Annotated in this window: 14 protein-coding genes, 1 tRNA gene and 1 pseudogene; 11 read left to right on the forward strand and 5 right to left on the reverse strand. The window is 69.3% G+C overall.

What is annotated here, in order from left to right:
• The first annotated feature begins 11 nt into the window (after positions 1-11).
• From AMK18_RS21940 to mads5, 11 genes are all read left to right on the forward strand, one after another.
• Entirely contained in the window at positions 12-851 is an 840-nt protein-coding gene (locus tag AMK18_RS21940) for an ABC transporter permease (RefSeq protein WP_073864069.1), read from the forward strand.
• A gap of 100 nt (positions 852-951) precedes the next feature.
• Positions 952-1,149, forward strand: a complete 198-nt coding sequence (locus AMK18_RS21945; protein WP_026171399.1) for a hypothetical protein — start codon at positions 952-954, stop codon at positions 1,147-1,149.
• A 337-nt stretch (positions 1,150-1,486) separates the two neighbouring features.
• Positions 1,487-4,312, forward strand: a complete 2,826-nt coding sequence (topA, locus tag AMK18_RS21950; protein ID WP_073864071.1) for a type I DNA topoisomerase — start codon at positions 1,487-1,489, stop codon at positions 4,310-4,312.
• Positions 4,313-4,536: 224 nt separating this feature from the next.
• On the forward strand, positions 4,537-7,854 hold the full coding sequence (gene tmk, locus AMK18_RS21955) for a dTMP kinase (protein WP_198957055.1): 3,318 nt from the start codon (positions 4,537-4,539) through the stop codon (positions 7,852-7,854).
• A 149-nt stretch (positions 7,855-8,003) separates the two neighbouring features.
• Positions 8,004-9,209 (forward strand): DNA polymerase III subunit delta', encoded by a 1,206-nt coding sequence (locus tag AMK18_RS21960; protein WP_018102166.1) that lies wholly within the window; start codon positions 8,004-8,006, stop codon positions 9,207-9,209.
• 82 nt (positions 9,210-9,291) lie between these two features.
• Complete coding sequence (locus AMK18_RS21965; protein ID WP_073864074.1) at positions 9,292-10,842, forward strand: alpha/beta hydrolase; 1,551 nt, start codon at positions 9,292-9,294, stop codon at positions 10,840-10,842.
• Between the two features lie 99 nt (positions 10,843-10,941).
• Positions 10,942-11,015, forward strand: a tRNA-Thr gene (locus AMK18_RS21970).
• A gap of 560 nt (positions 11,016-11,575) precedes the next feature.
• On the forward strand, positions 11,576-13,783 hold the full coding sequence (mads2, locus tag AMK18_RS21975; RefSeq protein ID WP_079199325.1) for a methylation-associated defense system DNA methyltransferase MAD2: 2,208 nt from the start codon (positions 11,576-11,578) through the stop codon (positions 13,781-13,783).
• Positions 13,780-15,108 (forward strand): methylation-associated defense system AAA family ATPase MAD3, encoded by a 1,329-nt coding sequence (mads3, locus tag AMK18_RS34645; protein WP_073864076.1) that lies wholly within the window; start codon positions 13,780-13,782, stop codon positions 15,106-15,108. Before mads2 ends, mads3 begins: the two co-directional genes overlap by 4 nt.
• A 98-nt stretch (positions 15,109-15,206) precedes the next feature.
• On the forward strand, positions 15,207-15,887 hold the full coding sequence (gene mads4 / locus AMK18_RS21985; protein ID WP_073864077.1) for a methylation-associated defense system protein MAD4: 681 nt from the start codon (positions 15,207-15,209) through the stop codon (positions 15,885-15,887).
• Positions 15,884-17,317 (forward strand): methylation-associated defense system restriction endonuclease subunit S MAD5, encoded by a 1,434-nt coding sequence (gene mads5 / locus AMK18_RS21990; RefSeq protein WP_073864079.1) that lies wholly within the window; start codon positions 15,884-15,886, stop codon positions 17,315-17,317. Before mads4 ends, mads5 begins: the two co-directional genes overlap by 4 nt.
• Before the next feature lie 120 nt (positions 17,318-17,437).
• Here the strand turns inward: mads5 and AMK18_RS21995 are convergent, their stop codons facing one another.
• The 5 genes and pseudogenes from AMK18_RS21995 to AMK18_RS22010 form a co-directional block, all read right to left on the reverse strand.
• Positions 17,438-17,629 carry a DUF397 domain-containing protein gene (locus AMK18_RS21995; protein ID WP_443333229.1) on the reverse strand — a complete coding sequence of 64 codons (192 nt, stop codon included), beginning with the start codon at positions 17,627-17,629 and terminating at the stop codon, positions 17,438-17,440.
• Positions 17,608-17,889, reverse strand: a complete 282-nt coding sequence (locus AMK18_RS35520) for a Scr1 family TA system antitoxin-like transcriptional regulator (protein WP_079199326.1) — start codon at positions 17,887-17,889, stop codon at positions 17,608-17,610. The genes AMK18_RS21995 and AMK18_RS35520 overlap by 22 nt, the downstream gene beginning before the upstream one ends.
• Positions 17,879-17,953: pseudogene (locus AMK18_RS35690) on the reverse strand (hypothetical protein); the annotation flags it as partial. The gene AMK18_RS35520 and the pseudogene AMK18_RS35690, both read right to left, overlap by 11 nt.
• A gap of 20 nt (positions 17,954-17,973) precedes the next feature.
• The gene (locus AMK18_RS35695; RefSeq protein WP_079199327.1) at positions 17,974-18,222 is read right to left on the reverse strand and encodes a Scr1 family TA system antitoxin-like transcriptional regulator; all 249 of its coding nucleotides are present in this window, start codon (positions 18,220-18,222) and stop codon (positions 17,974-17,976) included.
• Positions 18,223-18,988: 766 nt separating this feature from the next.
• The gene (locus tag AMK18_RS22010; protein WP_143202274.1) at positions 18,989-21,118 is read right to left on the reverse strand and encodes an AIPR family protein; all 2,130 of its coding nucleotides are present in this window, start codon (positions 21,116-21,118) and stop codon (positions 18,989-18,991) included.
• Positions 21,119-21,165: the final 47 nt, after the last annotated feature.

Consider the following 21,165-nt stretch of genomic DNA (forward strand, 5'->3'; position numbering starts at 1 on the left):
GGAGTTGCCGCATGCCCGCCCGTATCCCCCACGCGGATTCCGGTTCCGCGCCCGGCCTCCGCCGCCGGATCGTTTCCTCGGCCAGGCTCGTGGTGATCGGCGGCGCGCTCTCGTACCGGGCGCTCTTCAACTGGACGACACCGCCCATGTTCATCGGCACCCTGCTCGTCGGCCCGCTGCTGCAACTCCTCTTCTTCGTCTTCCTGGGACGACAGCTGGGCGTCGCCGACGACCGCTTCTACCTGCTCGGCAACGCCGTGATCTCCTCGTCCACAGCCTGTGTGTACGGCGGCACGATGGCCGTCGCCAACGAGCGGCGCTACGGGACGCTCGGCGCGGTCCTGCTCAGCCCCCGCCACCGTGCTCCGCTCTGGTTCGGCCGGGCCCTCCCGTATGTGCTGAACGGTCTCGTCATCAGCGTCTTCACGCTCTCCGCCGCCTGCCTCCTGCTCGGCCTGCGCATTCCGCTTGGGGCTCTTCCCGGGCTCGGCGCGGTGCTGCTCGCCGCCGCTGCCGGATGCTCCGCGTTCGGCCTGGCGCTGGGGGCCCTGGGGCTGCGCTTCCGGGACGTCTTCCTCGTATCGAACGTGGCCGCTTCCGTACTCCTGCTCCTGACCGGTGCGAACGTGCCGCGGGAGACCCTGCCGGGCTGGATGCGGGCCGTCGGGGACGTACTGCCGCTGACTCACGCCGCCGACGCCGCGCGCCAGTTGTCCGCCGGGGCCGGGCTCGACGGCCGGGGCATCGCCGCGGAACTGCTGACGGGCGCCGGGTACGCCCTCCTCGCCGTCGTCCTGCTCGCCCTGTTCGAACGGGGGAGCAGGCGGCGCGCGACGCTCGACGTGATGTGACGCGCCCTGCTGTTCACCCCGCGTTGGCGTCCGCGACGCTCCGCGGTGGGAGCCTCCCCGCGTATCCGAGATGTGGCAGGGGAAGAGGGAGGCGTACGGAATGGAGAGCGGGCCCGCTGTCCTCGCCGGAACGACGTTCGCACTGTTCGGCGCGGCGCTGCTGCTGTGGACGGGGGCGCGCGTGCTGAACCGCGCGCCGGTGGCGTACGGGGTGCGCCCCCTCGTCTCCACCGCACTCGCCACCGTGTTCGGCGTACTTTTCCTCGTCCTCGGGGTGTGGTGCTTCGGTCGCGCGTGAGTACGCCGGTGCGGCAGGTGTACGAGGCCGGGCCGCTCCGGGACCCGGTGGTGAGGCCGGAAACACGCCCGGGCCGCGTGACCCTCGCGCCCCGCACCCGCAGGGCGGTCCGGACCGTACCGAAACCCGCAGGCCGTGGCCGTGCGCGCGGCGGACCGAGCGGGCCGGGCGGCAGGAATGGCGGAAGTCGGGTTACCGTTCGAGTGGCCGTTGCGGGCTTTTGCCGTTTGACACGGGGGCGGGTTGTACCGTCACACTCCGCAGCGACAGCACTGTCGGCAGCGCCCTCGCGCTGCCCCGGATGCCCACCGAGCGTCGACCGGAGAGAAGAGCGAAGTTGTCCCCGACCAGCGAGACCGCACAGGGCGGCCGCCGACTCGTCATTGTCGAGTCCCCTGCCAAGGCGAAGACGATCAAGGGCTACCTCGGCCCCGGATACGTTGTCGAGGCGAGCGTCGGGCACATCCGCGACCTCCCGAACGGTGCCGCCGAGGTGCCCGACGAGTACACCGGTGAGGTGCGCCGTCTCGGCGTCGACGTCGAGAACGACTTCGAGCCGATCTACGTCGTCAACGCGGACAAGAAGGCCCAGGTCAGGAAGCTGAAGCAGCTGCTGGCCGAGTCCGACGAACTCTTCCTCGCCACCGATGAGGACCGCGAGGGCGAAGCCATCGCGTGGCACCTCCAGGAAGTCCTGCGGCCCAAGGTCCCCGTCCACCGGATGGTCTTCCACGAGATCACCAAGGACGCGATCCGCGCCGCCGTCGCCAACCCGCGCGAGCTGAACCAGCGCATGGTCGACGCCCAGGAGACCCGCCGCATCCTCGACCGCCTCTACGGCTACGAGGTCTCGCCGGTCCTCTGGAAGAAGGTCATGCCGAAGCTCTCGGCGGGCCGCGTCCAGTCCGTCGCCACCCGCCTCGTCGTCGAGCGGGAGCGCGAGCGCATCGCCTTCCGCTCCGCCGAGTACTGGGACCTGACCGGAACCTTCGCCACCGGGCGGGGCGGCGACGCCTCCGACCCCTCGACCTTCACGGCCCGGCTCAGCGCCGTCGACGGGCGCCGCATCGCCCAGGGCCGCGACTTCGGCGCGGACGGGCAGCTGAAGTCCGGCTCCGGCCAGACGCTGCACCTGGACGAGGCGAACGCCCGGGCCCTGGCCGCCGCGCTCGCGGACTCCTCGTTCGCCGTGCGGTCCGTCGAGTCGAAGCCGTACCGCCGCTCCCCGTACGCGCCCTTCCGTACGACGACCCTCCAGCAGGAGGCGAGCCGGAAGCTGGGCTTCGGGGCGAAGGCCACGATGCAGGTCGCGCAGAAGCTGTACGAGAACGGCTTCATCACCTATATGCGTACCGACTCCACGACTCTCTCGGACACTGCGGTCTCCGCAGCCCGGGCGCAGGTCACGCAGTTGTACGGGGCGAACTACCTGCCCGAGAAGCCGCGTACGTACGCCGGCAAGGTCAAGAACGCGCAGGAGGCGCACGAGGCGATCCGCCCCTCCGGCGACCGCTTCCGCACGCCTGCCGAGACCGGCCTCACCGGTGACCAGTTCCGGCTGTACGAGCTGATCTGGAAGCGGACCGTCGCCTCCCAGATGAAGGACGCGACCGGTAACTCGGTCACCGTCAAGATCGGCGGCCGGGCGAGCGACGGGCGGGACGCCGAGTTCTCCGCGTCCGGCAAGACGATCACCTTCCACGGCTTCATGAAGGCGTACGTCGAGGGCGCCGACGACCCGAACGCCGAGCTGGACGACCGCGAGCGGCGGCTGCCGCAGGTCACCGAGGGCGACGCGCTGTCCGCCGAGGAGATCTCGGTCGACGGCCACGCGACGAAGCCGCCCGCCCGGTACACCGAGGCGTCGCTGGTCAAGGAGCTCGAAGAGCGCGAGATCGGCCGGCCGTCGACGTACGCCTCGATCATCGGGACGATCCTCGACCGCGGCTATGTGTTCAAGAAGGGCACGGCCCTGGTGCCGTCGTTCCTCTCGTTCGCCGTGGTCAACCTGCTGGAGAAGCACTTCGGCCGGCTCGTGGACTACGACTTCACGGCCCGCATGGAGGACGACCTCGACCGCATCGCACGCGGTGAGGCCCAGTCCGTGCCGTGGCTGAAGCGGTTCTACTTCGGTACGCAGGAGGGCGACGACGCGGCCGGTGCGGGGGCGGCCTCCGACGCGGGCAACGGCGACGGCGACCATCTCGGCGGGCTCAAGGAGCTCGTCACCGACCTCGGGGCGATCGACGCGCGGGAGATCTCGTCCTTCCCCGTCGGCAACGACATCAAGCTTCGCGTCGGCCGCTACGGCCCGTACATCGAGCGCGGCGAGAAGGACTCCGAGGGCCACCAGCGCGCGGACGTCCCCGAGGACCTGGCCCCCGACGAGCTGTCCGTCGAGTACGCGGAGGAGCTGCTGGCGAAGCCGAGCGGCGACTTCGAACTCGGCGCGGACCCGGTCAGCGGGAACCAGATCATCGCCAAGGACGGCCGCTACGGGCCGTACGTCACCGAGGTGCTGCCCGAGGGCACGCCGAAGACCGGCAAGAACGCGGTGAAGCCGCGGACGGCCTCGCTGTTCAAGTCGATGTCGATCGACACGGTGACGCTGGCCGACGCGCTCAAGCTGATGTCGCTGCCGCGGGTGGTCGGCGTGGACGCCGAAGGAGTCGAGATCACGGCGCAGAACGGGCGCTACGGGCCGTACCTGAAGAAGGGCACGGACTCGCGGTCGCTCACGTCGGAAGATCAGATCTTCGACATCACGCTCGAAGAGGCGCTCGCGATCTACGCGCAGCCGAAGCAGCGGGGGCGGGCCGCGGCCAAGCCGCCGCTGAAGGAGCTGGGCACGGATCCGGTGAGCGGGGCTCCGGTCGTCGTGAAGGACGGGCGGTTCGGTCCTTACGTCACCGACGGGGAGACGAACGCGACGCTGCGTACCGGGGACAGTGTCGAGGACATCACGCCGGAGCGGGGGTTCGAGCTGCTGGCGGAGAAGCGGGCCAAGGGGCCGGCGAAGAAGAAGACGACGAAGAAGGCCGCGGCGAAGAAGGCGCCGGCGAAGAAGGCTGCTGCGACGAAGAAGGTTGCGGCGAAGAAGACGACGGCGAAGAAGACGACGGCGAAGAAGGCTGTCGCCAAGAAGGCTGCGGCGGAGGAGTAGGCGGCTGGGTGGGGTGGGGCGCCTGCGGCGGGCGCCTTCCCCCACCCGCCCCTTCCCGAAACCGGGGCTCCGCCCCGGACCCCGCGCCTCAAACGCCGGCGGGGCTGGATGGTGCGGCGGGGTGGGTTTCGGGGCTCTGCCCCGGGCCCCGCTCCTCAGACGCCGGAGGGGCTGGATTGGCGGGCGGGGCACGGGGGATGTGGGTGGGCCGTTAGGCTGGGCGGATGACGCGAGCCGAGCAGCCTACGGTCGTGAGCCCCACCTCCGACGCACTTGCCGCAGACTCACGCGAGCGCGCCGTGCGAGCCCTGTTGCGTGTTCCTCCGCTGAAGCGGTTGTGGAGCGCCCAGCTCGTCGGCAGTACCGGCGATGCACTCGCCCTTCTCGTGCTGGTGCTGCTGTCGCTGCAAGCGGCGGTTCTCGAGGGCTCATTCGGGACCGGATACCGGGGGGCGGCCTTTGCCGTCGCCGCCGTGTTCGGGGCCCGGATCATTTCCACCCTGCTCTTCGGAGCCGTACTTCTGGGGCCGTTGACGTCGCTCACGGCGCCCGGCGGCCCGGTCGACCGGCGGTGGCTGATGATCGGCGCCGACGGGTTGCGGCTCCTGCTGCTCGTCGTGGCGCCCCTGTGGATCGACTGGACGCCCGCCAACGCGCTCACGATGATCCTCGTCACCGTTTTCGTGGCCGGGGTGGCCGAACGGCTCTGGACCGTCGCCAAGGAGAGCGCGGCGCCCGCGCTGCTGCCCGCCCCGCTGATCGAGGGCGCCGCCGTGCGCCCCCTGCCGGACCACCTCGACGCACTGCGCCGGCTGTCCCTGCGTACGGACTTCGCGGCCGTTCCGCTCGCCGCGGCCGTTCTGCTGGTCGCCACGGTGATCGGCAGCCTGCTGGGCTCCGGCCTGGACTGGTTCTCCTTCCACCAGGCGGCCCTCGGTTCGTACGTCGCGGCCGGGCTGTTCTCCGCCTCCATCTCCACCCTGTACTTCCTACAACTGCCCGCTACGCAGACGCCCCGCCCGCGCTCGCCCCTGGAGGGGTTGCGCCGGCCGTCCGCGGGGAACGGCCCCGACAAGGGCCGCACCGGTTCCATCCCGCTGATCGTCGCCACCTGTGCGGCGGTCGCCGGAGCCATCGCGGCCGCGGCCGCCGTCGCCGTGCTGCACGCCAGCGACCTCGGCGGCGGGCCCGTCACGCTCGCCCTGCTGGTCCTCGCCCTCACCGGCGGTACGGGTGTGGGCATCCGTACGGCGGGGAAGGTGCTGCCCACCCTGTCGCGGCGGCGGATGCTCTCGTTCGCCACCGCCGTCACGGGCATCGCACTCCTGGCGATGGGCCTCGTCCCGGACACCGCGACCGTCGTCCTGCTCGCCGTACTCGCCGGATACGCGGCGGGCGTCGCCGCGAACACCGGTCACGTCCTGGCCGACCAGGAGACCGAGGAGGCCCGCCGGACCCGGATCACCGAGCACCTCCAGGCCGTCGTCCGGATCCTCATCGCGCTCGGCGCGGTCGGCGGCCCCCTGGTCGCCGCGGCCATCGGCACCCACCGGCTGACCATCGGCGACTTCGTCTTCGCGCACGGCGGCGCCGCGTTCACCCTGATGCTGGTCGGCGCCCTGCTGCTGCCCGTCGCGGTCATCGTCCTCGCGAAGACGGACGACCGTTCCGGCGTACCGCTGCGGCGCGATCTGCGCGAGGCGCTGCGCGGCGGCGACCCGGCCGTCGCGCCCGCCGCGAACGGCTTCTTCATCGCCCTGGAGGGCGGCGACGGAGCCGGGAAGTCCACCCAGGTCGAGGCGCTCGCCGAGTGGATCCGGGCCAAGGGCCACGAGGTCGTCGTCACCCGTGAGCCGGGCGCGACCCCGATCGGGAAGCGGCTGCGGTCCATCCTGCTCGACGTGTCGTCGGCCGGGCTCTCCAACCGGGCCGAGGCCCTGCTGTACGCCGCCGACCGCGCCGAGCACGTCGACTCGGTCGTCCGCCCGGCCCTGGAGCGCGGCGCGATCGTCATCTCCGACCGCTACATCGACTCGTCCGTCGCCTACCAGGGCGCGGGCCGCGATCTGGCCCCCACCGAGATCGCCCGCATCTCGCGCTGGGCGACGAGTGGCCTCGTACCGCACCTGACCGTCCTCCTGGACGTCGCGCCCGAGACCGCGAGGGAACGGTTCACCGAGGCGCCCGACCGGCTGGAGTCCGAGCCGCCCGAGTTCCACGCCCGGGTGCGTTCCGGCTTCCTGACCCTGGCCGCCGCCGACCCGACGCGCTACCTCGTGGTGGACGCCGCGCAGGAACCTGAGGCCATCACCACCGTCGTACGCCACCGCCTCGACCAGGTCCTGCCGCTCTCCGAGGCCGAGATCAAGGCCCGCGAGGAGGCCCGCAAGGCCGCCGAGGAAGAGGCCCGGCGCCGCGCCGAGGAAGAGGCCGCCCGCAAGGCCGAGGAGGAGCGCCTGGAGCGCGAGCGGCAGGAACAGCTCGCCAAGCTCCGCGCCGAGGAGGAGGAGCGCAAGCGCCGCGAGGAGGAGGAAGCCCGCCGCCGCGAGGCCGAGCGCCAGGCGGAAGAGGCCCGGCAGCGCGCCGAGGAAGCCAGGCTCCGCGCTGAGGAGGAGGCTGCCCGCAAGGCCGAGGAGGAGCGGCAGCGTGCCGAGGAGGCCCGCCGCGTCGCCGAGGCCGAGCGTGTGCGCCGCGAGGCCCAGGAAGCGGCGTACGAAGCGGAGCAGGCCCGGCTGCGCCGGCAGGCGGAAGAGGAAGCCCGGCTCCGCAAGGAGGCCGAGGCCGCGCGGCTGGAGAAGCAGCGCAAGGCCGAGGAGGCCCTGCTCCGGGCCGAGGCCGCCCGCCGTCAGGCCGAAGCGGAGGCCCAGGCGAAGGCTCAGGCCGAAGCGGATGCCGCCGAGGAGCGTGCCCGTGAGCGGGCCGCCCGCGAGGAGGAGGCCCGCGCCCTGGCCGCACGGCAGGAGGCTCGTACCCGGGCCGCCCGGGAGGAGGAATCCCGGCTGCGGCAGGACTCCGGGGGTTCGTCGGAGGCCAAGGGTTCCGGCAGCGGCGACCGGCCCGCCGGGCCCGACAACGAGTTGACCGTGCCCACGCCGATCGTGGACCCGAACGAGATCACGCAGCCCGTTCCCGCGCCCGGGGATCCGGAGTCCGGCTCCGGCCGGGGGCCCTGGCCGTCCGACCAGGACGAGACGACCGTGATCCCGAAGTTCTCGGACGACTCCGAGGAGACGACCGTGCTGCCCGCCGTGCCGGACACCGGGCGCGGTGCCGGCGTACGGGACTCCGACCCGGCCGACCGGGTGCCGCGCGGCATCTTCCGGGACGAGCGGCAGCCGGAGGGCGACAACGAGCGCACCCGTGAGCTGCCGCAGATCACCGACCCGCACGCGGAGCAGCAGCGGCCCCGGCGCCCCCGGCCCGACTGGGCGGAGGAGACCCCGCTGGACGACCTGCCCAGCCTGGCCGACGAGCTGCTGGGCGGTTACGACGACGAGGGCCCGGAGTCCTCGGGCGGCCGGGGACGACGGCCGCGCCGCTGACCGGGACACCCTTACGGGACGACGCCGATGGCCCCGCACCTTTCCCTGGTGCGGGGCCATCGGCGTCCGAGTTGTCAGACCCGTCCCTCACAATGGGAGATCGGAGCGACGGGAGCCACGCGTCGAGCGAAGCGGAAAGGCGGTGCCCCATGTCCGTGTGGGACGACCTGGTCGGCCAGGACCGGGTGCAGGAGCAGCTGGGCGCCGCCGCCCGGGACGCCGATGTGCTGGTCACCGCCGACGCGGCGGGGGAGCCGGTGCCGCCCGGCTCGAAGATGACGCACGCCTGGCTGTTCACCGGCCCGCCGGGCTCCGGGCGCTCCACCGCCGCCCGGGCCTTCGCCGCCGCGCTCCAGTGCACGAGCCCCGACCGCGCCCTGGGCGGGGCGCCGGGCTGCGGCTTCTGCGACGGCTGCCACACCAGCCTCATCGGTACGCACGCGGACGTCGACGTGATCCGCACCGACCTGCTCTCCATCGGTGTGAAGGAGACCCGTGAGCTGGTGCGCCGCGCCCAGCTCTCGCCGGCCGTCGGGCGCTGGCAGGTCATCGTCATGGAGGACGCCGACCGCCTCACCGAGGGCGCGGGCAACGTTCTGCTGAAGGCGGTCGAGGAGCCCGCCCCGCGCACGGTGTGGCTGCTTTGCGCGCCCTCGCTGGAGGACGTGCTGCCGACGATCCGGTCGCGGTGCCGCCACCTCACCCTGCGTACGCCGCCGGTCGATGCCGTCGCGGACGTCCTGGTGCGCCGGGACGGCATCGACCCGGAGCGGGCCGCCGCCGCGGCCCGTGCGACGCAGGGGCACATCGGCCGGGCGCGCCGCCTAGCCACGGACGAGCGGGCCCGGGCGCGGCGGGCCGCGGTGCTGAAGCTGCCGCTGCGCGTCGAGGACATCGGGGGCTGCCTGAAGGCGGCTCAGGAGCTGATCGACACCGCGACCGAGGACGCGAAGCAGGCGTCCGAGGAGGTGGACGCGAAGGAGACCGAGGACATGAAGGCGGCGCTCGGGGCCGCCGCCGGAGGCCGGATGCCGCGCGGCACGGCCGGGGTGATGAAGGAGCTGGAGGACAAGCAGAAGCGGCGCAAGACCCGCACCCAGCGCGACAGCCTCGACCTGGCGCTCACCGAGCTGACCGGCTTCTACCGCGATGTGCTCGCCCTGCAGTTCGGCTCGCGGATCGCGATAGCCAACGCCGACGCCGAGGACGCCCTGGACCGCGTCGCCCGCGCGTCCACCCCGGAGCGCACGCTGCGCCGGATCGAGGCGGTGTCGGCCTGCCGCCGCGCCCTGGACCGCAATGTGGCGCCGCTGCTGGCGGTGGAGGCGATGACGATGGCGCTGCGCGCCGGCTGAGACGGCGTGCCCGTACACCTGCCGAATCACCCGAAAGAGCGCGGAATCGGGTGAACGACCGGGCTGCGGCTACGCTCCGGGCATGGACACCAGGCGCCCGTTCCGCACTCTCGCCCTCGCGCTCGGCACTGCCGGCCTGCTCGTCTCCGGGTGCAGCGGCGGGGATTCGTCGTCGGGAGCCTCGTCCTCCGCCGACGCGGCGTCCGCGTCGCCCTCGGCGGTCCCGGCCGCTCTGAAGCCGTACTACGCGCAGCACCTCAGCTGGCGGGACTGCGGAGTCAGCGGCTTCCAGTGCACGACGATGAAGGCGCCGCTGGACTACGCGAAGCCGGACGGCGGCGACATCAAGCTGGCTGTCTCGCGCAAGAAGGCCACCGGCCCCGGCAAACGGCTCGGCTCCCTCCTGGTCAACCCGGGCGGCCCCGGCGGATCGGCCATCGGCTACCTCCAGGGCTACGCCGGGATCGGCTACCCCGCCCAGGTGCGGGCCCGCTACGACATGGTGGCCGTCGACCCGCGCGGGGTGGCGCGCAGCGAGCCCGTCGAGTGTCTGACCGGGCCGCAGATGGACGCGTACACGCAGGTGGACCAGACCCCGGACGACGACGCCGAGGTCACGAAGCTGAGTGACGCCTTCCAGAAGTTCGCCTCGGGCTGCGAGAAGCGCTCGGGCGAGGTGCTGCCGCATGTCTCGACCGTGGAGACCGCCCGCGACATGGACATGCTGCGCGCCCTGCTCGGCGACGAGCGGCTGAACTACGTGGGGGCGTCGTACGGGACGTTCCTCGGCGCCACGTACGCCGAGCTGTTCCCCGGCCGCACCGGCCGCCTGGTCCTCGACGGGGCGATGGACCCCTCGCTCTCGTCGGTGGAGATGAACCGGGCCCAGACGGCGGGGTTCGAGACGGCGTTCCAGTCGTTCGCGAAGGACTGCGTGAAGCAGGCGGACTGCCCGCTCGGGAGCACGTCCGCCTCGGATGCGGCGGACCGCCTGAAGAAGCTCTTCGCCGACCTGGACGAGAACCCGATCCGCACGGGCGAGTCCCGCGAGCTGGGCGAATCGCTCGCCACGACGGGCGTCATCGCCGCGATGTACGACGAGTCGGCCTGGCCCCAGCTCCGGAGCGCGCTGACCGGTGCCCAGTCGGGTGACGGTGCCGGGCTGCTGGCCCTGGCCGACAGCTACTACGAGCGGGAGCCGAGCGGTAAGTACACCAATCTGATGTTCGCCAACGCCGCGGTGAACTGCCTCGACCTCCCGCCCGCCTTCACCAGTCCCGAGGCCGTCGAGAAGGCGCTCCCCTCCTTCGAGAAGGCGTCCCCGGTCTTCGGCAGGGGCTTCGCCTGGGCGGCCCTGAACTGCGGCCACTGGCCCGTCCCCGCCACCGGCACCGCCCACCGCATCGAGGCGAAGGGCGCCGCCCCCATCGTCGTCGTCGGCACCACCCGCGACCCGGCCACCCCGTACGCCTGGGCCGAGTCCCTGGCGGACCAGCTCGCCTCGGGCACCCTCCTCACCTACGAGGGCGACGGCCACACCGCGTACGGACGCGGCAGCGACTGCATCGACACGGCGATCAACACGTACCTCCTGGAGGGCACCCCGCCCACCGCGCACAAGAAGTGCCGCTGACCTGCGCGAACGGTGCCGGAACAGGCTGGTTCGGAGCACCCCTGGAAACTGTGTAGACTTGGCGTCGCTGCTGTTCGCATCATGGTGCGAACAGGGCGCGCCGCCTTAGCTCAGTTGGCCAGAGCAACGCACTCGTAATGCGTAGGTCTCGGGTTCGAATCCCGAAGGCGGCTCAGCGAAACCCCAGGACTCACTCGCCGTGACCTGGGGTTTTGTGCTTTTCGAGATCAATCCTTAGTGGCGGGGCACTCCTCTAGGGGCACCATGGTCGCCTCCGGTGGACGACCGGTGGACAGGCGGACGGCGAGCGTGCAGAGCGGTGGACGAGCGAGCGACCCACGACAGGGCCGAGTCAGGAACTCATCTGTGGTTCAGCACCGATGGTCTTGCGGGAGGGTTCCGGGAGTTCCTATAAGACGGAGGCTGAGGTGCGAGCGATGGATCCGTATGCGTCGGCAACTGGCCAGTTCTATGGGTGATTCGGGCAGCGCGGTCGTGGAGGAACGCCTCCTGCCGGTACTCCTGTCCGACCTGGCCTGTAGCGGAGGCCAGGGCAGCGGTCCGGGACGGCGCCGCAGGGATGGCCGGTCGGGCGGTCGCCGAACGCTTGCGTACAGTGACCGCGGCGACGTGCCTCGGACTCATTCAACTAGGGTGTGCTCGCAGTGCGTGCAGGCCCCTCGCGCAGCGTGGACGGGGCTGGACGGTAGTCGGGACGGAGCAGACGGCGGATATGGCGGACGAGCAGCTGGGCCTTGGATTTTCCGTGCCGGAGGAGCCCAAGAAGCGTTCCGAGGCGGCCGCACCGCCTCGTGCGCTCGGGGATGACGAGACGATCGACTACATCACGGGCAAGGACATCCTCAAGCTGACCGAGGCCGAGAAGGTCCGCCAGCACATCGCCCGGGTTCTTGTGCACCAGTACGGAATCAACCCCGATGACATGAAGCGGGACTACACGATCGAGATTCCGGCCCCTGATGGCGGCCGCAAGACCCGCAAGAAGGTCAGCATCGCGGTCTTCGCGCCGGGCGAGGCGAAGACCCCCGATCATCTGCGGCGCATCGTCATGACCAAACCGCGTCCCAGGACCGGCCGCACCGTCACCAAGATCCGTACGCACGAGCAAGCGACGAGCGACATCGAGGAGCTCCAGTTCCTGATGAGCGTGGCAGGGCCGGAGTGTCATCTGGGGCTGTGGACCGACGACATCGACCTGTACTTCGTGGAGAAGCTCAAGCGCGACGACGAAGGGCGGAAGGTCCGCTTCGAGGACAGGTTCCGGCCGCTGCCGAACTGGCCCCGAGGGGACGACTCGGCCTTCGACGCCACCGGTGACGCGACCTCGCTGAAGGAGATCAGGCGGGCGGACAAGTACATGCTCCGTTTCGCCTTCCGGCGCTGCCACAACTACATCCACGGCAACGAGGGGCTGCCCAAGGATGCGGCGTTCTGGCAGTTCCTCTACGTCCTCTTCGCGAAGATCTACGACGAGCGCCAGGTCCGCGAGGAGGGCAGGGACTCGCGCTTCCGTATCGACATTGCGGACCTGGTGCGGACCGAGACGACCGCCACCGGGGCCAAGCGCAGGTCAGGAAGCCCTGAGGTGGCAGGCCGGGTCAAGGAGCTTTTCCAGGAGGTGAGGGAGTTCTACAAGGACCAGAAGCTCTTCGACCACCGGGACGAACTCAGCCTGACCGACCAGGCGCTCACCTTCATCGTCGGTGAGCTGGCCCCCTACGACTTGGGAAGCACCGACATCGACGCCAAGGGCGTCGCCTATCAGGAGTTGGTCGGCGACAATCTGCGCGGCGACCGAGGTCAGTACTTCACGCCCAACGAAGCGGTGAAGCTGGTCGTCGACATCCTCGACCCGAAGGAGCACGAGACCGTCTTCGACCCGTGCTGCGGCACGGGAGGTTTCCTGCGCGAGACCCTGAACCATCTGCTGCGCAAGTGGCAGAAGGCCGAGGAGGACGGCGCCACCTTCACCAACGCCAAGGAACTGGCGCTGAAGATGGCCGACCACCGCCGGAAGCTGGCCGCCTACGCGGACGAGCACCTCTTCGGCGCCGACTTCGACCCCTTCCTGCGCCGGGCCACCGTGATGAGCCTGATGACGCTCACCGACACGGCCGGACACGCCTTCCACATGGATTCGCTCGCGTTCCCGGACAGTCACCTGGCGGGCAACGACGAGGCGATGCGTTTCCCGCAGATACAGCTTGGCAAGCTGGATGTACTTATGACGAACCCGCCGTTCGGTTCGGACATCCCGGTGTCCGAGGACATGATCCTCACGAAGTTCCGCAAGACCGGAGGCCAGTTCGGCGTCGCCTACAACTGGACCCGTGACAAGGACACCGGGAAGCTGGTCAGGGCGGGCGAGTCGACCGCGGTCTCGCCGGAACAACTTTTCGTCCAGCGGGCTGTGGAGTGGGTCAGGCCCGGCGGGCGTATCGGCATCGTCCTGCCGAACGGCATCCTGTCCAACCCAGGCCCCTCCGACGAGGCGGTCCGGCGCTACATCCTCGACCAGTGCTGGGTCCTGGGCAGCGTGGAACTCCCCGTGGAGACCTTTATCGCCGAGGCCAACGTCAACATCCTCACCACCCTGCTCTTCCTGCGCCGCAAGACGGTCGAGGAGCGGCAGGAGGAGGTCGAGTTCGGCAAGGCCGACTACCCGGTGTTCATGGCCGTCGCCGAGAAGGTCGGCATCGACCGCCGAGGGAACAAGGTCTACGTGCGCACCCCGGACGGCGAGATCGTGACCGAGGAGAAGACGGAGCACGAGATCCTGCGGATCGGCGGTGCCGAGGTGCGGCGCAGTATCAGCCGCCGCGAACCCGTGCTCGACAACGACCTGCCGAAGATCGCCGAGGCGTACCACGAGTTCTCCGAGCGCCACGCTCACGAATTCCCCTGGAACGCGCGCTCGTGATCACCCGTATCGAGGCCTACAACTACCGCTGCTTCGAGAACCTTGCCGTCGACCTGGCCGGTTTCCATGTGCTGGCCGGTGCCAACGGCTCTGGCAAGAGCACGCTGCTCGACATTCCGCTCCTGCTCGCCGAGCTGCTCGGCGCCGAGCGGATCGAGGACGCCTTCCTGCGTCCGTCCACCCGCACCGGCCGGCCGCCGCGCGCCCAGTCGCTTAGCGAGCCCGCGCACCGGGGCCGGGCCGGCGGTTTCGGCTTCGCGATGGAGGCGCGGCTCCCGGCGGAGATCACCGAGCTTCTCGCCGAGGCCACCCGCAACCCGCGCCTTCCGCTCCCCACCCACCTGCGGTACGAGTTGCACCTCGCCCCGGTCGAGGGCGGCCGGGGGGTCGAGATCGCGGGGGAGTACCTGGTGCTGTTCCCCGAGGAGCATCCGGTACGTCCGGTGCCGGGGGAGCGGGCCTTCGAGGACCCGGACGAGACCGTGACCACCGGGCGGGGTGGCAGTCGCCGGGTCCGGTGGGCCTGGGAGGAGAACTGGCGCCCGGTGATCGCCCGCACCGGCGGTCCGGTGGCGCGTTTCACCTCTGAGACCGGGGGACAGCCCCCGCTGACCTGGCAGAGCCCGCACAGTCGGCTCGCGCTGGACACGGTTCCGTTCGACGAGGCGCAATTCCCGGTCGCCCTGTGGTTCCGTTCCCTGCTGAAGGAGGGAACGCTCGCCTACGCCCCCGACTGGGCCGCGCTGCGCCAGGCCGCCCCACCCGTCGGCCGCAACCCCCAGCTCGATCCCGTCGGTCGCAACACCCCCTGGCTGGCCCTTCGCCTCAAGGGTGAGGACAAGGAGCTGTACGACGCTTGGGTGGACCTGGTCCGGATTGCGCTGCCGCAGGTCCAGGCCATCGACGTCGTGGAACGCCCGGACGACCACCACGCCTATTTCCGCGTGACGTACGCGGGCGGCCACGAGGTCACTTCCTCGGGCCTGTCCGACGGCACACTGCGCGTCTTCGCCCTGACGCTGATCGCCTTCATGCCCGACCCGCCGGCCCTGCTCGTCACGGAGGAACCGGAGAACGGCATCTACCCGCAAGCCATCGAGATCGTCACGCAGGCGCTGCAAGCCGTACGGGACTGTCAGGTGCTGGTGGCCACACAGTCGCCGCTGGTCCTGGCCAACGTGGAGCTGCCGGACGTGCTCGCCACGCGTGTCGACTACGCCACCGGTGCGGTGACCGTCGTGGGCGGGGACCGGCATCCGCGGCTGGCCGACTGGCGGGGAGATCTTGATCTGGGGACGCTGTTCGCGACAGGGGTGTTCGAGTGAACAAGGGGGCTGGGTCGAGGGCAAGGCGCGGTGGGAGAACGACCGCTCCGGTTCCTCGGCAGGCGACCGCGCCCGAGGCCGCATCTGGGAAGCGGGATGTGGTTTTCTTCGTCGCGGACCGGGGGATGAAGGCCATGATCGGCGCCTTCCTCGACCGCAAGGACATCCACCGCAAGGTGGGGTGTGGTCCCTTCGTCTTCGACGGTGAGCGGGACATCAAGGTCAGTGACAACAAGGACTCAGAGTTGCCGGTACGGGCTGGCGCGCTGCTGCAACCGTGGCGGGGCGAGTACGAGCGCGCGATCGTGGTTATGGACCACGCCTACGCGGGCGCGCCACCCGTTGTCGAGATTCGCAAGCGCATCAGCAAGCAGCTGGAGGACTTCTGGCCGCAGTACGAGGTTGTGGTCATCGAGCCGGAGCTGGAGAACTGGTTCTGGTCGGACCACACCGAGGTGATCAAGAAGGCCCTCGTGTGGCGGCCGAGGAAGGGCGACGAGCGCACGCCGCGTCAAGTCCTGGAGGACGCCGGCCTGTGGATTCAGGGCAGGGACAAGCCCGACGATCCGAAGGGGGCCGTCGAATACCTGCACAGGCTGAAGTACACGGGCCCTAAGAACAACGGCATCTTCCGGCGCTTCGCCGAGCAGGTTCCTTCCGTACGGGGGTGCACGGACGCGTCGTTCAGGCAACTCACGGCGACTCTTGCGGCCTGGTTCCCGCCGATCGGTACCACGACCGCATACATGACGACCACGACGACGGAGCACGGGCAGTGAAGATCGCGGCGAAGGACAATCCGGTACGGCTGGGGTGGCTGCGCGAGCAGGGGCTTCGGATGGACGCGGCGCCGTATCTGTCGGGGGCGTTCGAGGCACGGAAGTTGTTGGAGCGGTTGCCGCGTACGGTGCTGTTGCGGGAGGTCACCCGGGGCGGGGCAGGGATCTTCCATGCGGGGCGGCCTTTGCGGCGCTGGGTCACCGCGCCGGAACACGGGGTTCGGTTCTTCTCCAGCACGGACATCATGGAGGCGGACTTCTCGAATCTGCCGTTGATCTCCAAGACATCCGTCGCGCTCAATCCGCGCCTGACGATTCGGGCGGGCTGGACTCTGATCACGCGCTCAGGAAACGTCGGCCGTATCGCGTACGCCCGTCCTGACATCGACGGATACACATGCAGCGAGCATGTGATGAGAGTCGTACCTGGCCAGGGACTCATTCCCTCTGGGTACCTCAACACGTTCCTACGCAGCCGCTTCGGTGTTCCGATCGTTGCCAGCCAGGCGTACGGCGCGATCATTCAGCACATCGAGCCGCATCACATCGAAGGGCTTCCGGTTCCGCGCTTTGATTCGGCGCTCGAAGAGGAGATCCACGACCTTGTCGAGGAGTCGGCCAAGCTGCGGGCCGAGTTCCAGGCGGGTGTGGTCGGGGCGACCGAGGATCTGTTCAGGACAGCGGGGCTTGAGGAACTGATCGACCTGAGGTGGCATGACCAACCTCGGGATCTGGGCTTCGAACAGCGGAAGTTGACGCCTACGACGCTGCGGGCGTTGAACTATCAGCCGAAGGCTCGGCGGATTTTGGACGCGTTGCGTGATGTGGGCCATCGAACGCTTGGTGAGATCTGCAAGGAGAAGGAGGAGGGGGGGCAGCTCAGTCGGGGCCTGCGCTTTATGCGTGTGGACGGAGCAGAAGATCCTCGCTACAGCTATCAGCTTGTGGGGCAGAGGCAGGCGTTTTGGCTGCGGCCAGAGGGGCGTTGGATCAGTAAGGCAAAGACGTCGCGTGAGGTGCTGGCCAAGGATGAGACGATCCTTGTTGCCTCTCAGGGCACGCTGGGTGAGAACGAGGTGTACTGCCGACCGATCTTTGCCACCGGAGCATGGCTGTCGTACGCGTACTCGGAACACTTCCTCCGGATCAGGAGCGGCGATCCCGACATCCCAGGCGCCTACCTCTTTGCTTTCCTCCGCTCCGAAGCTATGTTCCGCGTCCTGCGTTCCATGTCCACCGGCGGGAAGCAGCAGGACATTCACGAGACGCTGCGCGCTCAGATCCCCGTTCCTGTCCTCACCGCACCTGACCGAGAGCGCATTGCAGAAACGGTCCGTAGCGCCTTCCGGAAGCGGGATGAGGCTGACAAGAAGGAAGACAGGGCTCTGGAGCTGTTGGAACAGGCGGTGTTGGCGCACAGCGCGTCTTGAGTCGTGGTCAGCTCTGTTCCGTCTGACATGGCGGAACAGAGCTGGATAACTCGGCTCGCCGAGCGTTGTGGGACCGGGGCGTCAACAGAACGGGTCAGATGGTGCGTTCCGCGCTGTTCTTCACCGACGTAATGAACGCGTCCCATGGGCCTGGGGTGAAGAACAGCGCGGGGGCAGCGGCGTTTTGCTGTCACGTACGGGAACCAGACCATCGAGGCCGTCGGCCACTTCGGCACACTCGCTTCCGCTATCGCCTGTGCTGTAGCCGGACTTGCGCCAGTGGGCGACGCTCAGGTCTGGGGTAGCTCGCATGGCTTCAAGTTCTCCATCGCCGCTTCGATCAATGTTGCCGACGCCTCCGGCGAGAGAGCGCAGGCTTTCGTGCGATCGTAGTCTCGAAGTCGCTGACCGACGGTCGCCCGGTCGTCGAAGATATCTCCGCTGGCCCCACCTTCCTGATGGGCGGTGGTGGAGTTGTCGGGCAAGGTGAGCAGGATAGTGATGCCGTTCATCCCTGCGTACTCTCCGGCCTCGAAAGGGATGACCTGGATCGTCGTGCGCTCAGTGTCCACAAGTGGGGAGTAGCGCTGCGAGTTGCTCGCGCATCACAGCTGGCCCGCCTACTGTGCGGCGTAGGACTGCGCATTAAGAATCGCCTAATAGTCTGGTGGGTTGTCACTCCGCAGAACCTCCTGGCGGCTCATCTGGTCCGCTGCCAGGCTGGCGATCTTCTCTGAGGTAGCAGACGGATGGGAACGGCGGAAAGCGGCGCGGGCGTACGCTGGCGTCTGGAGCAGCCCCGGCACAAGCGTCGCCCCGTACGCTTGAAACCGCGCCGCCTTCGCCTCCAGCTCCAAGCAGTGGTCGAACCGCCTCGGCGTGTGCTCCTGCTTGACGCCCTCCACAACCCCTGGAACAACTCCCCCGTCCCAAACGCCACATCCAGCTTCTCCGAGAGCGGCGGCAACGGAAGTCGTTCCGCCGTCTCCACCCCGTGCAGGTGCGTCTTGATGTAGTTGACCACGTACGACAGGCCGTCCAGGGACATCCGCGCGATCTGCCGCTGGCGGTGCAGCTCGGTGCCGTACAACTCCCCGGCCGAACGGGCAGGTTTCAGGTCACGTGCGCCAATGGCCATTGGGAGCGCACCCCCGGTCAGGTGCCCCTCCGGCGGTGGACCGCGCGGCTCGAGCACGTCGAACTCGTAGGTGCAGGCGCGGCGTTGAGCTCACAGGTGGCGCGCGTCGACGCCCGCAGCCCGCAGGAGGTCCTGTGACCCGGCCGCCGTGCAACTGACGTACGACCGGAAACGCCACCGTGCCCAGGACGGCCGTACCGTCGTCCGAGCCCCGGACCTTCCGAAACCCAACGCCTACGACCCGCCCGTCGGTCTTCCCGGCCTCTTCGTCGGAGCCCTCGTGCTCGACCAGGAGACCGGACGCGACGGCACCTTGCGGGACGTGGTCCTCTATCTGCCCGCCGACGTTCTGCTGGGCCCAGAAACACGCCCTGCCCGCCGGCTTGCCTTTCTCCGTCCGGTGGGCGGAGGCAGAGAGTGGACCACCGAGGTGGACCAGGTGGTTCCGGCGAGGCGTTTCCGTACCCACCGTGTGTCCGAGCCGGAGCCGGACTGAGCGCATCGATCAGCTGTACGCGGTGTCTAGCTCAAGCTCACCCCTCCGCGTCCAACTCGTCCTCGGCCCGCAGTTCTGCCGCCAGGTCGACCAGTGAGCCCTCCCCCGGGATGTGCCAGTACAAGGTGCCCTGGACCTGCTGGCTCTTGCCCATGGCGTCCTTGCGCATCTTACGGACCAACGTGCTCGGCGCGTACGCCTCGCCGTCGACAGCCCAGATCAGCGGCTTGGACGCACTGGTGCCCCAGGTCGCACGGGCCCGGTCGGGGTTCTCCGAGAGCCATTCGGACAACCCCTGCCGGTCGGGCCTGGTGACTGGGCGGAACTCCAGCGTCGTACCGACCGGAATCCGCTCGGCCTTGACGATGAGGCTCACCGCGTTGGTCGACCGGGCCGGGCTGCCCTGCACCCGCTCTTCGACGCGGTAGTCGGCGTTGTCGGGCGCAGGAATGCCGGCAACCATGGCGCTTAGGACGCGGCGCGAGATCACGCGGACGCGTTCCGGGGTGCGCACGCTGGTCAGGATCTGGCTGTTGCGGCCGTATGCCTTGTCGATCGTGTCCACCAGCCAGCCGAGAGCCTGCTCGACGAGGTCCGGCACTTTCGCCAGCTCGGCGTCCCAGTCCTTGTCCTCGCTGTCGAGACCGTCGCTGTCCAGGTTCTGGAAGACGACGTGGCTGATCAGCAGGTCGCCGTTGCTGGCGGTACTGGCGGCCCGGCCGAACAGGTTCTCGCTCTGCTCAGCGAGCGCTGCCGCCACGGCGCGTACGAGTTGTACGCAGCGCCACACTCGCTGGGCGCTCGGCGCCGTGTTGAGTGCCTTGCCGAAGATCTCCTGGTAGTTCGCCTTCTCCCAGAGAAGCGACGGGTCTCGCTTGGCCTTCGCGCCGAGCTCTGGGAAGCGGTGGGTCGCAGCGAGGGCTATCGCGGCCTCGGTCATGGTGCAGCCGCTTTCCGGGGCGGGCTCGGACTCGCCGCGCTTCAGCACGTAGGTGCGGCCGAGAGACAGCGAGAAGTCGTCCCGCAGACCCGCCTGGATCGGGTCACGGGACTTCCAGTCCCGCTCTTCGATGGGATTCTGTGTGTTGGTGTTGAGCGTGACCTGGTCACCGAATCCCTCGGGGCAGTTCTCCAGGGAGATGATGCGGACGAGCACCCGACCACGGCTGGCCGACGTCGGGTTCCGCTGCATCGCGCGGTGCATTGCGCTGACGGTTTGCGCGCCGTTGACGATGCTCGCCCCCTCCAGGACGAAACCGGCTCCCGCGCCGGGGGCGAACGCCCCCTTGCCCTTCTTGCGGATACGGTCGCAGAGCAGGGTGATGCCGTTGCTGAAGTACCAGAAGTTCTCGGGCTCCTGGAGAAGAGTGGCGCGGATCTTGTCGTTGACGTCGCTGTCCAGCGAGTCACGGATGTTGCGGGCGAAGAGGTGCCGGTCGTGTGTCTCGTACCACTCGGCCACCTCGGCCGCCGAGAGCGTGCCGTAATAGGCGGTGAAGGGGTGTTCCTCGCGGCCGACGCCCTCGACCCAGGCCTCCAGCTCGATCTTCCGGTCGGCGTGCTCACCCAGGATTTCCTGGTACAGGCCCCGGAGGTCGAGAACGCGCCACTCCACCATGTCCTCGGCCCAGTTGCGTTTCTTGACCTCGGAGTCGAGCAACGTCCGGATGTCCCGATGCAGTTCGGTGTCGGTCACCAGGGCCAGCAGCAGTGTGATCTTGGGGGACCCGCTGTCCAGGGCTTTATCGAGTGCCTCGACGTGATGTTCGATGCGCTTGTTGAACCGGTTGAACTCCAGGTTCATCAGATAGTCGAGACCGCGGAAGAGACGGTCCACCTCGCTCTGCCCGAAACCGGCGGTGGCGTTCTCGCTCCACTTCGCCTGGGCCAGAGTGATGTGCGGGCGGCCGCCCTGGCCCGAGGCGGACAACTCGACCGCGATCGCGTCGATTCCCCAGTCGTCACGGCCGTCGATGATCGACAGAGCCGCGTCCCGGTCTGTGCAGCCGGTCTCACGCTTGATGGCGAGGGCAGCCACTCCCCGACTCAGGAACTTCTCTTCTCTCTTCTTCTCGGACGCCCCGGGTTCGTCCGACATATCGATCAGAGTGTCGAAGCGTTCGAGGAGTCGTTTCTTCAGATTTCGGATATGGAACGAATGCGACACATGCCCTCCCCGTAACCGGCTGACCGACAATCACCCTAACCAAGAAG

The sequence above is a fragment of the Streptomyces sp. CB01249 genome, from assembly GCF_001905735.1.
Lineage (GTDB): Bacteria > Actinomycetota > Actinomycetes > Streptomycetales > Streptomycetaceae > Streptomyces.